This window comes from bacterium, assembly GCA_035549195.1.
Lineage (GTDB): Bacteria > Oederibacteriota > Muellerivitia > Muellerivitales > Muellerivitaceae > DASZRK01.
The window spans coordinates 42,482-55,180 of the sequence record DASZRK010000069.1 but is presented as its reverse complement, the minus strand read 5'-3'; the positions used below and the strand labels follow the sequence as shown (position 1 = coordinate 55,180).

Sequence of the window (12,699 nt, the reverse complement as noted above, 5' to 3'; positions counted from 1 at the left end):
TATCGTGGATGTCCTTGTCCACCAGCAGGGAAGAGATCCTGTTCTCGAGGGTGTAACCGATCTCCAAGGCTTCCCCCGCTTCCAGGTCGGGCAGCTTCAAGGAGGTGATGGAGGAAAGGCTCTTGGGCAGGTTCTCCAGGGGCGGGACCCATTGGGCCCGGGGTTGGGGATCCACCGGCTTGAAGTTCCCGGTGTCGTCCATGTGGTAGAGCTTGAGGGTATCCACGTTCAGGACCTGGGAGTCCTTGTTGATGGTGGCGAGCAGGGGCAGGGGATGGTCCGGTTTGACCCGGGTGGCGTAAAGCAGGTGGATCTTGACCCGGAGGCCCTTGTCGGGGCGCCATTCCACGTCCGCCTTGTCCATCAAGTCCAGGTCTTTGGGGCCATTGGGCGCGGCGAACTGGCTGGCGGCCCTGGAAAGCATGGCCTCCATGGGGTCCGTGGGAGTGGATCCGGCGCCGGGCTTGACCGAAGGTTCCGTCGCGCAGCCGGAAATCAGAAGGACACCCAAGAGGATCCACCACGAAGAAACGAAGGGGGCGAAGAGGAACCTTGAAAGTTCATTTGAGAAGTTTTTGTGATCGATAATGAGATGGCCCTTTTTCGCGGTCTTCGCGTCTTCGCGGTAAAACATTCTTTAGTTCTTGTTCCCGGCGGTCTTGAGCTGGCGCACCGCCTCGGCCATGTCGGGCGCCTTGAAGATGGCGGTGGCGGCGATGAGGAGGTTGGCCCCGGCCTCGACCACCTGGGGCGCCGTTTTGGGGGAGATGCCCCCGTCCACCGCGATCTCGGGCGAGAAACCCTGCTCCCCGCACCATTTTGAGAAGCGGGCGATCTTGGGCACCACATCCGGGATGAAAGATTGGCCGGAAAAACCGGGCCAAACGGACATGAAGAGCACGTAGTCCAGGTCCTTCACGAAGGGCTTGATCACCTCCTCGGAAGTGCCCGGGTTCAGGACCATGCCGGCCTTGCAGCCGTCCTGGCGGATGAGGTGGATGGTGGAGACCGGGTTCTCGATGGCCTCGGCGTGGAAGAGGATGTAACCGGCGCCCGCCTTGATGAAGTCGGGGATGTACTTGTCCGCGTTCTCGATCATGAGGTGGGCGTCCATGGGGACCTTGACCTTGCCCTTGAGGGAGGCCAGGACCGGGGCCCCGAAGGTGATGTTGGGCACGAAGTGGCCGTCCATGACGTCCATGTGGAGCATGTCCACGCCCGCGGCCTCGGCTTTGCGGCAGGCGTCCAAAAGATTGCCGAAATCGGCGGAAAGGATGGATGCGGAGACCTTGATGGGTTTCATGACGCCTCTTCCTTTGAAAGTCCGTTCATATTAAACAAAAACGACCTTATAACCTAGGGTCTGTCCAACCGGTCGGGCCAAGCCTAGAATGTTGCCATGTTCCTTCGCTCCATTCTTCTCGGCATCCTCCTCGGGCTCCCGGTCCGCATCCTGGCGGACACCCACACGGACACCGCTTCCCGTTTCCCCGCCCAATACATCCTGGATAGCATCCAAGGCAAGGTCCAGGTGCGCTCGAAAGGCGTCACGGTCCTGGAGGACGCCAAGGAGGACCAGGTCGTGCTGGAAGGGGACACGATCCTGACGGGTCCCGACTCCAAGGTTTCCCTCGTGCTCAATACCATGACCATGACCCAGATCGGCGAGAAAAGCCAGGTCACGGTGGGGAAACTGGTGAAAAAGGGGACTTCCGGCTTCCTGAGCCGCTTAAAGCTGTCCTTCGGAAAGATCCTTTCCCAGGTGGAGAAATTGGCGACCAGCCACTCGTCCTTCGAGATCGAGGCGGGAGGCGTGGTTTGCGGCGTGCGCGGGACCGCCTTCGAGGTCTCGGTGGAAGGCAGCCAGGTCACGGACAGCACCTTTGAGGGCTCGGTGGAGATGAAGAACGGCCCCCAGTCCCGGATGGTGGACGCGGACCATCACTCGGAGTTCGACGGGGACCGGAAGGAATTCCTCCGGCAACGGCTCGTCACCGACCGGGAGCGGGAACGTTACCAGAATTGGAAGAGGTTCCGGGACCTAGCGGTCCGCCGCCAGAAGGAAAGGGAACAGGCCTTGCGGTCCTTCGAGTCGCTCGACAAGCCCGAACGGGACCAATTGTGGGAAGGGCTGGACCAGGTGCGGGCCCGCGACCGGTTCATGATCCTGCGGCGGATCATGCGGGAGGGCAACCTGAGAGACCGCCGCCGGATCCTGGACGAGTCGGTCCACTCGCGGGTCGATGCGGTCGGGAACCGGGAGAGGCTGAGGGAGAAGGCGGCCGAGGAGCGTGAGCGGAACTTGAGGAAGCTGAAGAAGGACTGATAGAGCCCGAACCTTCCGGAAACAAAAAAGCCCGGCTTTTGGCCGGGCTTTTTTGTTTTGCGAAGAGGCAGGTTTACTTGGAGACGCTGACCGTCTGCCCGTAGACCGAGACCGTGCCGGTGATGATGTTCAGGAGCACGTCGATGAAGGACATCTGGGACTTGACCGTGTAGTTGTTGGTCAGGCCCTTTTCCAGCGCCATCTTCTCGCCGTCCACTTGGTTCAAGGGCACCAAACCCCAGAGGATGTACCATTGGCGGTTGGCGGTGACCTGAGAGCCCGAGCCGCCGTTCCCCACCGTATGTTCCAGGGTCATGCAACCGTCCAGGGAAATGGACAAAAAGGCGAGGCAGGCGAGCATCCGAAAGGTCTTTTTCATGCTTCCTCCGTTCAGGGGTTTCCGAGACGACGTCATTATAGGAGCGGACCCGGGGAACGGTAGGGATTATTTGTCAGGAAAGATGGGCCACTCCAGGGAGGCGATGGAGGCTTCCAAGGTCCTGGCCTTCTCATGGTAATGGTCCTTGTCCAAGGAATAGGCCACTTGGAGGAAGGACCCCGGTTGGTCGAAGACCAGCAGTTGGAGCACCACATCCCGCCCCCGCTCGGCCAGTAGTTGAAGGCAGACGTAGTTCCGGAACCGGAACATATCGGTCCCGATGATCCGGCCCATGCCTTTCTTCCGGACCGCTCCCAGGTAGTCACCCCGGAACCGGCTGAGGCTTTCCAAGGTCAGGACGGCCGGTCCCCCTTGGATGAGGCCGATGGTCAGGGAATCGGCGTTCTTGGGGTCCTGGAAGGAGAGCGGGAACTGAAGGGACCTGTCCGCGCCCTTGTAGGTCTTTTTCCGCCAACCGGCGGGCGGCCGCAGCGCGTAAAAGGCTTCCGTTTGGGGAACACTGGGACCCAAGAGCCCTTCGCCGGAAGTTTCGGGGCGGAAGTCCATGGATTCCAACCCGCGTTTCACGGCGGATTGGGCGTGGGACGGCTGGACAGTTGAAAAGGCGGCCAAGAGAAAGGCGAAAGAGAAGAGGCGGGACCTATTCAATGGGGATCTCTTTGACGAATTCCTGGTTCAGGTAGATCTGGGCGCTGGCCTTGCCCTTGACGCTGACACCGAGCTCCACGTGGTCCTTGGGCGACTCCATGCGGTTGTAGATGGTCCTCGTCCCCGAGATGTCCAGGATGTCGATCTGGAGCCGTTTGGGGCTCCCCTCGGGCATGTCGAAGGCCACCTTGGCGTAGCGGGGCGTTCCGGCATCGCTCTTGCCGCTGATGACGAAGGAGACCATGCCCTTGCGTTGGACCTTGGTCCCGGGGGCGGGGGTCTGGGACAGGATGATCTCCGTCTCCATATCGTCGTGAACCTCGGTGGTGATCTTGTCGATGATGATGCCGGCCGGCCGGAGGATCTTGAAGGCCCGCTCCAGGGGTTTCTTCTCCAGGTTGGGCATCACATAGGCCGGGTCCGGGATCCCGTTGGAGACCAGGGCGTTGACGTTCGTATAGGAGTCCACCACCTCGCCCGGCGCCGGGTATTGTCCCAGCACCTGGTCACGGGCTTCCGGGGAGTTCATGAGCGACTCCTTGCCCAACCGCAGATGGGCCCCGGCCAGGGCGATCACGGCCTGGGGCAAGGACATGCCGGACAGGGCCGGCACCTTCACCATGGGGTTGCCCTTACTCAGGACCAGTTCCACCGCTTGTCCCCGCTTCATATAAGAATTGGCCTTGGGGTTCTGGAAACAGACCAGGCCCTTGGGAACGTGCTCGTCGTAGATGCTCTTGATGACCTTGGCGGTGAGGCCCTTGGCCGAAAGGGCGCTTTGGGCCTGGGACTGGTCCATCCCGATGACCTTGGGCACGATGAGGGGCTGATGGAACTGGGTGTAGAGCTTGGCCGCGGAGGCGGCCAGGAACATCACCAGGGTAAAGAGCCCCAGCAGGCGGAGGGCCCGGAGGGTCAATTTCCTTTCTTCGGGCGGGAGTTGGAATCGGTTTTCGAGCCAGGTCATCTCAGGCCTTTCCCAGGGACGTGGTGTTCTCGAACCCCAGTTGGCCGCAGGCGGCGGCGATGTCCACGCCCTTGCGCTCCCTCAGGAAAACCCGCATCTTTTTGGCCTTGAGCATCCCCTTGAAGGCCTCCACGTCGCTTTCCTCGGGGGCCTCGAAGGGCAGGGTGGGCACCGGATTGTAACGGATAAGGTTCACCTTGCAGAGCAGGTCCTTGCAGTAGGAAGCCAGCTTTTGGGCGTCCGCGGGCCGGTCGTTGACCCCCTTCAAGAGGATGTATTCCAGGGTGACCGGCAGGCGGCGGGCATAGGTGTATTTGCGCATGGCCTTCCAGAGCCGGTCCAGGGGGTTGGAGCGGTTGATGGGCATGAGGCGGCTGCGGATCTCGTCGTCGGCGCTGTGGAGCGACACCGCCAGGGAGACCGGCCAGTCGTCCTTGGTGAAACGCTCGATCTTCTCGATGAGTCCCGAGGTGGAAAGGGTGATGCGGCGCCGCCCCAGGTTGAGCCCCTCGGGCTCGTGGAGGATGCGCATGGCCTTCTCGGTGTTCTCGTAATTGTCCATGGGCTCGCCCATGCCCATGACCACCACGTTGTTGAACCTTACCCCCGAATCGCGTTCCATGCCCAGGATCTGGGCCACGATCTGGGCGGCGGTCAGGTCCCGCTGGAACTTGGGCACCCCGGTGGCGCAGAAGGTGCACTTCATCTTGCAGCCCGCCTGGGTGGAAAGGCAGGCGGTGAAACGGCCGGGATTGCCCTCTTCGTCGCGGGCCATGGGGATGAGCACGCTCTCGACGAAGGCGTCGGCCGAGCCTTCCTCGCCGGGGACCTTCCAAAGGTACTTGACGGTGCCGTCCTGGGAGGCTTGGCGCGTGTGGAGCACCAAGGAGGAGAGGGAAGCGCGCTGGGCCAGTTGTTCCCGGAATTCCTTGGACAGGTCGGTCATCTCGGAGAAGGTTCCGGTCCTCTTCCGGTGGAGCCATTGGAAGACCTGGGCCCCGACGTGGCGGGGCTGTCCCCAATCGGTGAACATTCGGGTCAGTTCATCGCGCGTGTATTCGTAAAGGTGGATCATCTTTTCCACGACTAAAGTTTCCCCTTTTTTGGAGCGGGTAGTCTAGCCCTTTTCAAAAACCCTTTAAAGGCATAAACCGGGCCTTGCCAAAGGCAAAGACGGGTTGTTAAATAAGCACGATTTCAACCCAGGATGTTCGGACCACGAAGGCGCGAAGTCCACGAAGCGGGCCGTTTGGGCCAGGTCTTTTTCCCGGCATCCAGGTCTTTCGGGGCGCCCTTCTTATTCTTCGCGGTCAATGCGGACCTCTCAAAGGAAATACCATGTCCAACGTGCTCAAGCTGGGGCTTCCCAAAGGCAGTCTCCAGGAATCCACCTTCCATCTTTTCGCCAAGGCTGGCTTCAAGATCTCCTCGACCTCCCGTTCTTATTTCCCGAACATCGACGATCCCGAGATGAAGGCCATGCTGATCCGCGCCCAGGAAATGAGCCGCTACGTCGAGGATGGGACGCTGGACGTGGGGTTGACCGGCCGGGACTGGGTGATGGAGAACGGCTCCCAGGTCCAGGAAGTGGCCGAGCTCATCTACGCCAAGGCGGGCCTTCGGCCCGTGCGCTGGGTGCTGGCGGCCCCCGCTAATTCCCCCATCAAGTCGGTCAAGGACCTGGAAGGCAAGAAGATCGCCACCGAACTGGTGAACGTCTCCAAGCAATACCTCAAGAAGAACGGGGTCAAAGCCCATGTGGAATTCTCCTGGGGCGCCACCGAGGCCAAGCCGCCCGAGCTGGCGGACGCCATCATCGAGGTGACCGAGAGCGGTTCGTCGTTACGGGCCAACAACCTGGTCATCCTGGAGACCCTGATGGAATCCAATACCCTGGTCATCGCCAACCAGGCGGCCTGGGGCGACCCTTGGAAGAAAAAGAAGATCGAGGACATGGTCCTCCTATTAAAAGGGGCCCTGGCGGCCGAGGAGAAGGTGGGCCTCAAGATGAACGTTCCCCGGGCTAAGCTGGACGCGGTCCTGAAGGTCCTCCCCTCGATGAATTCGCCCACGGTCGCGGCCCTGCACGACAAGGATTGGGTGGACGTGGACACGGTGGTGGACGAGAAAACGGTCCGGGGCATGATCCCCAAGCTCAAGGACGCGGGTGCCGAAGGCATCGTGGAATATCCCCTGAATAAGGTCATCCCCTAAAAGACCGTTCACCACGAGGGAGCGGATCGGACCGTACAAGGCGATAGGCCAGGTTTCATTCGTTTCTTCGCGACTTCGCGGTCCATTCTTTCCGTCGCTTGAGGTGGGAATGTCTTCAGCCGAGGAACTCAATAAAGAAGCGGTGAGCCTCTACCGGAACCAGGACTTGGCCGGTGCCGAGGAGCTTTATCATCAGGCCATCCAGGCCGATCCCGCCTATTTCCCCTCCCAGTTGAACCTGGGCATCCTTTACTTCAAATCGGGCCGTTACGACGACGCCATCAAGGAATGCACCAAGGCGGTTTCCCTAAGGCCCGACCATCCCAGCGCCCATTTCCACCTGGGCAACGCCTATTACGCCAAGATGTGGTGGGAAGAAGCTTTGGTCGAGTACGAACGGGTCTTCGAACTGGACCCGGACCACATCGACGTGCATTTCGCCATGGGCGGCATCTATTACAACCGAGGCCACAAGGACAAGGCCGTCGAGTGCTGGCGCAAGTACGTGGAGCTGGCTCCGTCCGATTCACCCAAGGCCAAACTGGCCAAGGAATACGTGGAAGGGGCCCTCGCCAACGAGGTCCACATCGGCAAGTACATCGCCGAATAGTCCCGCCGTTCTCCGTCACTTTTTTCCCGCCCGTTCGTCCAATCCTTCGAGGCTCACAAAAGCCCCTAGTCTCAAAACAAATGGAATGGACGGAGGAAGACCATGAAAAAGACCCTGATTTCGGGTTTGGCTTTGCTGGGAATGCTGGGGGCCGGGTTGGCCTTGGCGGACGGGACCATGGGGGGCGGCCAAGACCATCCTTCCTGGGGGAAGGACGGTGGAAAAAAGCTGGAGATGATGCAAAAGAAACTGGACCTGACCGACGACCAGGTCTCCAAGCTGAAGGAACTTTATCAGGGCCAGAAGGACGCCAACAAATCCTTGCGGGAACGCCTGAAGGCCGACATGAAATCCCTCCGGGACAAGGTGGATGCCAAAGCTTCCGACTCGGACCTCAAGAGCGTCCTGGATTCCCTTTCCCAGGACCGTCAGGACCTCCAGGCCGCCCGTCAGCGGATGGCCGACAAAATGCGGGGCATCCTGACGCCCACCCAGCAGGCCAAGATGGTGCTGGCCATGGGGGACCGGGCCAAGGGGATGAAGAAGATGAAGGGCCATCGCCATGGCGTGGACCAGGAGAGCGATACCAAAGGTATGTAACAACACCGGACGATAAGCCGTCCCGACCTTGCGGCCGGGACGGCTTTTTGTTTTTAAAGGAGGTATGATGGACCCATGCCCCTTTTCGAGAAAGAATCCAGGATCGAAGTGCCCGTCGAGGAACTTTTCCGCTGGCATACCCAGGGACCCGCCTTTGAAAGACTGGCCCCACCCTGGGAGAAGGTCCATGTGTTGGAAAGGACCGGAGGGCTCCAGGACGGCGGGAAAGTGGTCCTTCAGGTGCGCCAGGGCCCCGTTGCGCTGGAATGGACGGCGGTCCACCGTGACTATATAGAGGGGAAGCAGTTCGTCGATGAGCAGGTCCGGGGACCTTTCGCCCGGTGGATCCATACCCATCAAACCCGTTCCGACGGCCCGCAGGCGAGCATCCTCAAGGACCATATCGAATACCAGCCGCCCTTCGGGCCCCTGGGGGCCTTGGCGTCCGGCTATCTGCGTTCCAAGATCGAAAGGACCTTCCGCTTCCGGCATGACCGCACCCGCCAGGACCTGGAGCGGCTCCACCCCTTCGCCTCCCAAAAGCCCCTGCGCATCGCCATGACCGGGGCTTCGGGCCTGGTCGGGACCGCCCTTTCCCAATTCCTCGCCTGCGGCGGGCACGAGATCCTGCCGATGGTCCGCCGCAAGCCGCGGCCCGGTGAAAAGGCCGTCCATTGGGACCCGGTACGGATGGAAATGGATCAGGACGCCCTGGAAGGGGTGGATGCGGTCGTCCATTTGGCGGGGGAGAACATCGGGGTGGGCCGCTGGAGCGCTTCCCGCAAGGAATCCATCCGCCGGAGCCGGGTGGAAGGCACCCGGTTCCTCTCGGAAACACTAGCCTCGTTGAAGAACCCTCCCCGAACCTTGATCTGTTCTTCGGCCATCGGTTTCTACGGCAACCGGGGCGATGAGGCTTTGGACGAAAAGAGTGCCCCGGGTCAAGGTTTCCTCCCGGACGTCTGCCAGGAATGGGAAACGGCCTGTGGGCCGGCACGGGACGCGGGCATCCGGGTGGTGAACCTCCGCACGGGGATCGTGCTCACGCCCCTCGGGGGCGCCCTGGCCAAGATGCTTCCCCCGTTCCGCATGGGCGGCGGCGGGATCATCGGCAGCGGCCGCCAATGGATGAGCTGGATCTCGCTCGAGGATCTCGTGGGCATCTTCCACTACGCCCTCCACGCGAAAGGCCTCCAGGGGCCGGTCAATGCCGTCGCGCCGACCCCCATGACCAACCGGGATCTCACGAAGGTCCTGGGAAAGGTCCTCGGGCGTCCGACCCTGTTCCCCCTGCCCGGGTTCATGGTGAAGGCCCTTTTCGGGGAGATGGGGGAGGCCCTGCTTTTGGAAGGTCAAAGGGTCCTGCCCCAAAGGCTCCAGGAAGCCGGGTTCCCTTTCCTTCATTCCGACCTGGAAAGCGCCCTCCGATGGGAATTGGGCCGATAAGGCGGGGGCCCGATCCAAATTTGGGTTTATCATGGGAAGCCGTCATATATCTTTCCCCTTATCGGACCGCATGCCCATGAAAATGCCCACGGGAAGACGCCTTCTTTTGATCCTGGGTCTTTGGTCCTTGGGCGTTCCATCTTGTCCCGCCGACACCGACCCGAAGGTCCTCGAATTCCTCGACAAGATGAACCTTTATTACTATTCCCTCGCCCGGGAAGGACTCTCCAGCCTCCAGGCCGACGTGACCTGCGATATTTCGGTGGATGGCGCCGCTCCTAAGCCGGGTGAATCCGGTCTCCCGTTCCATTTTTCTTATCTGGGGAACGGGACCATGCCGGTCATGTCCCCCATGCAAAAACCGGGGGAAACGGCCTACACCGTCAAGAAGCTGGCCAATCTCTCGAACCTTTCCTACAACTTCGTCAAATTGTGGGGCATGTTCACGACCCAACCCTTGTTCGAGACCGATGTCTATTCCTACCGTTTTTCAAGGGACCCGGACCAGGCCTTCCAGGTGACCGGGACCGGTTCGGACGGCGCCTACACCCTTTGGTTCGACCCGAAAGGGATGGCCGAAAGGGTCGAATGGGACAGCGCCACCGATAAGGTGACCATGAAGTTGTCCTTCATGGCCACGGCCAAGGGCCCGCTGCTGGACCGGCTGGAGATCATCGAGGTCTCGGGCCACAAAAAGGAAGGGGAGGTGGCCTGCGAGATCAAGTATGGGCGGTTGCAGGGTCTCCAAGTTCCCACGGATTTCACCGTCGTGACCCATTCGGACGCGCACGAGGTGCGCTTCCGGTTCGCACTCTCCAATTACGAGCTCCATATGGCCCACGAGGGGAAGGTCCTGCCCCCGGGCCAGGATTACCAGGTGCTTCCCGCCGAATCGGAGATGCCCGGGACCAAACACTTCCTTTGGCGGGTCCAAAGCCCCACCGCCACCGTCTATCTGCTGGGGTCCATCCATATACGGCCCGAAAGCCCCCTGCTGCTCCCGGACGCCATCGACCGGTGCTACCGTTCGGCCAACTTCGTGGGTTTTGAATACGACATCTCCCAGGACGAGAAGAACCAGGCCGAGCAGGCCGCCTATATGAAGAAGCATTTCGTCTATCCGCCGGAGGACAACCTCCTGAAACACCTGGAACCCGGGGAATGGAACGCGGTCCAAAGCATCCTGGTCATGGACGGTCTTGAAGAGGAAAAGGCGGTGCGGATGAAGCCGATCCTGCTGGGGATGGTCCTCGATGACCTGGCCCTGCAGAAGGAGGGCCTGGACCATGGCATGGGAATCGACCAGATCTTCTACCGCCGGGCCCAGGTGGACAAAAAACCGGTCTTCGGCATGGAGTTCTGGTGGAAGCCCCTGGAGGAACTCGCCAGCCTCAGCGACCACGACCAGGTCTATAACCTGATCGGATCGGTCCTGAGCGAGCACAATGCGCTGAAGTTCCTCAACCAGGCCCTCAGGCTCTGGAAGACGGGGGACACGGCGGGGCTGGAGGCGCTCATGAACCGGGACATTTCGCCCCCTGAGAAACGGGAAATGGACAAGATCATCGTGGACCGCAACCAAAAGTGGGTGCCCCAGTTCGAACGCATGCTGGGGACCCGGGCCGTCTATTTCGTGGTGGTAGGGTCGGGGCACTTAGTGGGGGACGACGGGGTCCCCAGACTGCTCAAGGCCAAGGGATACCGCGTCGATCAACTGTGAGAAAGAGCGGTCAGACCTTCCCGGCCGGGCATTTCCTTAAATAAACGTCCCAGCCGTCCGCGGATCCATTCGAAAAGCGCTCGAAGTTCATCCGCATGAACATCGGATAAAGCAGGATCGGTTCCCGTTCGGTCCTCAAATGGAAGACCTGGCAGGGACGCAGTTCCTGGAGGACGGCCTCGATGTCCGGAAGCGGTTCCATGCCGTGGCGCAGGTAGCGCCGGAGGTCCATGGAAACCTCGCTGGAGGGGTCCGAATCGCTGACCCAGGCTGGTTTTGAATGTTGGATTATGGTCATGTGTCACCTCCCGCCCCGTTCAGGGGTTCCCGGTCATTTACCCCTCTTTTTGCCCCGGCGCTCGACCTTGGAGCCCTTTCCCCTGAAGGTCATGACCGCTTTGGGCGTATGGCGTTCCGAGATCTCGTGCCGTTCGTAGCTCCCCCGGTGGTGGAACTCGTCGATACGTTTGGGCGAAGCCGCCTTGGCCCCGCGCCCGGTCTTATAGACCCGCCAGGTCTTGTTCTTCACCGGTTGTCCCGGAGGTTTGATCCATTCGGCGTATTCCGGGTCCGAGAGGGGCATATCATCGGGCGCGGTCCAAAGCCATTTCGCCATCCGCCACTTCATATCGCTCAAGATGGGCATCGAAGAGCCTCCTTCCAGGAGATCGGCCGTCTTGGGTCCTGGTCCCTTGCTGTATTCCATGGGTGATCCTCAGTTGTTGTTGGCCGGGACGATATTGTCCCGCCAACGGTTCTCGACCTCATACCAGTCATTCAGATCGTCCCCCAGGGGCGCGCCCCGTTCCAGCCACCGGTAATAGGCGGCCTTACGGAGGGTTTCCTCCATCTCCGCCCGGGTTTCGGGCTTCATATCTTCATGCGCTTTTTTCCCCTTCGTCTTTTTCATGACCTCCTCCTTATCGGGCCAGATAGCCCCCATCCACCGGGTAATAGGCCCCGGTGATGAAGGATGCTTTGGTGGAACAGAGGAAGGCGACCAATTCGGCCACCTCCGATGGCTGGCCCAATCGGGCCATGGGATGAAGGCCCACGATCCCGTCCCGGGCGGCTTGGTCCGAGGTGACGGGGGCGATCATGGGGGTCTCGATGAAGGCGGGGCCCACGGCGTTCACCCGGATGTTCCGGGCGCCGTATTCCAAGGCCGCGTTCTTCGTCAGTCCGAGGACCCCGTGCTTGGCGGCCACGTAGGCGGGGGCTCCGGCGAACCCCACCTGGCCGAGGATGGAGGCCATGTTCACGATGGCCCCGCCCCCGGCCTTCAGAAGGGCGGGGATCTCGTATTTCATGCAGTAGAAAACACCGGACAGGTTGATGGCGATCACCTCATCCCAATTCCGGAGGGTTTGGTCCGCGGTCGGGGCCAGCTCACCCGCGATGCCCGCGTTGTTGAGGGCCATGTCCAGCCGGCCGAAGGTCTTGACCGTTTCCTTTACCAAAGTTTCCACTTCGGCGGGTTTGGAGACGTCGGCGTGGATATAAACGGCCTCGCCGCCTTCCTGGTAGATGCGCCGGATGGTCTCCTTGCCGTTCTGTTCCCGGCGGTTGGAGACCACGACCTTGGCGCCCTCCTGGGCGAAAAGAAGGGCACAAGCCCGACCGATGCCCGATCCGGCCCCCGTCACCAACGCCACCTTGCCGTCGAAGAGTCCCATGGGACACCTTCTTTCCCTCGATTTAATCCTAGGTCCGGTGGGGGACGGAGTGAATGACCGGGGTCATACCTTCTTGCGTGAAATAGGGCCAT

16 protein-coding genes are annotated in these 12,699 nt (G+C 61.0%); 6 read left to right on the top strand and 10 right to left on the bottom strand.

The genetic code is table 11. The annotated features are described in order from the left end of the window. On the bottom strand, positions 1 to 511 hold a 511-nt coding region (locus VHE12_12300), incomplete at its 3' end, for a hypothetical protein (protein HVZ81561.1). A 126-nt stretch (positions 512 to 637) separates the two neighbouring features. After that, the gene (gene rpe / locus VHE12_12295; GenBank protein ID HVZ81560.1) at positions 638 to 1,303 is read right to left on the bottom strand and encodes a ribulose-phosphate 3-epimerase; all 666 of its coding nucleotides are present in this window, start codon (positions 1,301 to 1,303) and stop codon (positions 638 to 640) included. Positions 1,304 to 1,399: 96 nt separating this feature from the next. Between rpe and VHE12_12290 the strand changes: the two genes are divergently transcribed. Then, positions 1,400 to 2,326, top strand: a complete 927-nt coding sequence (locus VHE12_12290) for a FecR family protein (GenBank protein HVZ81559.1) — start codon at positions 1,400 to 1,402, stop codon at positions 2,324 to 2,326. Between the two features lie 73 nt (positions 2,327 to 2,399). Here VHE12_12290 and VHE12_12285 read toward each other — a convergent pair whose 3' ends face one another. The 4 genes from VHE12_12285 to rlmN all read right to left on the bottom strand — a co-directional run bounded on the left by VHE12_12285 (position 2,400) and on the right by rlmN (position 5,416). After that, the gene (locus VHE12_12285; protein HVZ81558.1) at positions 2,400 to 2,705 is read right to left on the bottom strand and encodes a hypothetical protein; all 306 of its coding nucleotides are present in this window, start codon (positions 2,703 to 2,705) and stop codon (positions 2,400 to 2,402) included. Positions 2,706 to 2,771: 66 nt separating this feature from the next. Beyond that, on the bottom strand, positions 2,772 to 3,374 hold the full coding sequence (locus tag VHE12_12280; protein HVZ81557.1) for a hypothetical protein: 603 nt from the start codon (positions 3,372 to 3,374) through the stop codon (positions 2,772 to 2,774). Further along, the gene (locus VHE12_12275) at positions 3,367 to 4,341 is read right to left on the bottom strand and encodes a PASTA domain-containing protein (protein HVZ81556.1); all 975 of its coding nucleotides are present in this window, start codon (positions 4,339 to 4,341) and stop codon (positions 3,367 to 3,369) included. Before VHE12_12275 ends, VHE12_12280 begins: the two co-directional genes overlap by 8 nt. 1 nt (position 4,342) lies before the next feature. Continuing rightward, complete coding sequence (rlmN, locus tag VHE12_12270) at positions 4,343 to 5,416, bottom strand: 23S rRNA (adenine(2503)-C(2))-methyltransferase RlmN (protein HVZ81555.1); 1,074 nt, start codon at positions 5,414 to 5,416, stop codon at positions 4,343 to 4,345. Positions 5,417 to 5,679: 263 nt separating this feature from the next. Between rlmN and hisG the strand changes: the two genes are divergently transcribed. The 5 genes from hisG (at position 5,680) to VHE12_12245 (ending at position 10,931) form a co-directional block, all read left to right on the top strand. Continuing rightward, positions 5,680 to 6,555, top strand: coding sequence for an ATP phosphoribosyltransferase (gene hisG / locus VHE12_12265; protein HVZ81554.1), 876 nt, complete (start codon positions 5,680 to 5,682; stop codon positions 6,553 to 6,555). A gap of 109 nt (positions 6,556 to 6,664) precedes the next feature. After that, entirely contained in the window at positions 6,665 to 7,165 is a 501-nt protein-coding gene (locus VHE12_12260) for a tetratricopeptide repeat protein (protein HVZ81553.1), read from the top strand. A 102-nt stretch (positions 7,166 to 7,267) separates the two neighbouring features. After that, complete coding sequence (locus VHE12_12255) at positions 7,268 to 7,765, top strand: Spy/CpxP family protein refolding chaperone (GenBank protein ID HVZ81552.1); 498 nt, start codon at positions 7,268 to 7,270, stop codon at positions 7,763 to 7,765. 75 nt (positions 7,766 to 7,840) lie between these two features. Continuing rightward, positions 7,841 to 9,211 (top strand): TIGR01777 family oxidoreductase, encoded by a 1,371-nt coding sequence (locus VHE12_12250; protein HVZ81551.1) that lies wholly within the window; start codon positions 7,841 to 7,843, stop codon positions 9,209 to 9,211. A gap of 70 nt (positions 9,212 to 9,281) precedes the next feature. Continuing rightward, positions 9,282 to 10,931 carry a TraB/GumN family protein gene (locus VHE12_12245; protein HVZ81550.1) on the top strand — a complete coding sequence of 550 codons (1,650 nt, stop codon included), beginning with the start codon at positions 9,282 to 9,284 and terminating at the stop codon, positions 10,929 to 10,931. Between the two features lie 10 nt (positions 10,932 to 10,941). Here the strand turns inward: VHE12_12245 and VHE12_12240 are convergent, their stop codons facing one another. From VHE12_12240 to VHE12_12225, 4 genes are all read right to left on the bottom strand, one after another. Further along, positions 10,942 to 11,229: a hypothetical protein gene (locus tag VHE12_12240; GenBank protein ID HVZ81549.1), complete on the bottom strand. Its 288-nt coding sequence runs from the start codon at positions 11,227 to 11,229 to the stop codon at positions 10,942 to 10,944. A gap of 33 nt (positions 11,230 to 11,262) precedes the next feature. Further along, the gene (locus VHE12_12235; GenBank protein ID HVZ81548.1) at positions 11,263 to 11,577 is read right to left on the bottom strand and encodes a hypothetical protein; all 315 of its coding nucleotides are present in this window, start codon (positions 11,575 to 11,577) and stop codon (positions 11,263 to 11,265) included. Between the two features lie 69 nt (positions 11,578 to 11,646). Continuing rightward, the gene (locus VHE12_12230) at positions 11,647 to 11,841 is read right to left on the bottom strand and encodes a DUF2934 domain-containing protein (protein ID HVZ81547.1); all 195 of its coding nucleotides are present in this window, start codon (positions 11,839 to 11,841) and stop codon (positions 11,647 to 11,649) included. Between the two features lie 10 nt (positions 11,842 to 11,851). Then, the gene (locus VHE12_12225; GenBank protein ID HVZ81546.1) at positions 11,852 to 12,607 is read right to left on the bottom strand and encodes an SDR family oxidoreductase; all 756 of its coding nucleotides are present in this window, start codon (positions 12,605 to 12,607) and stop codon (positions 11,852 to 11,854) included. Between the last annotated feature and the right edge of the window lie 92 nt (positions 12,608 to 12,699).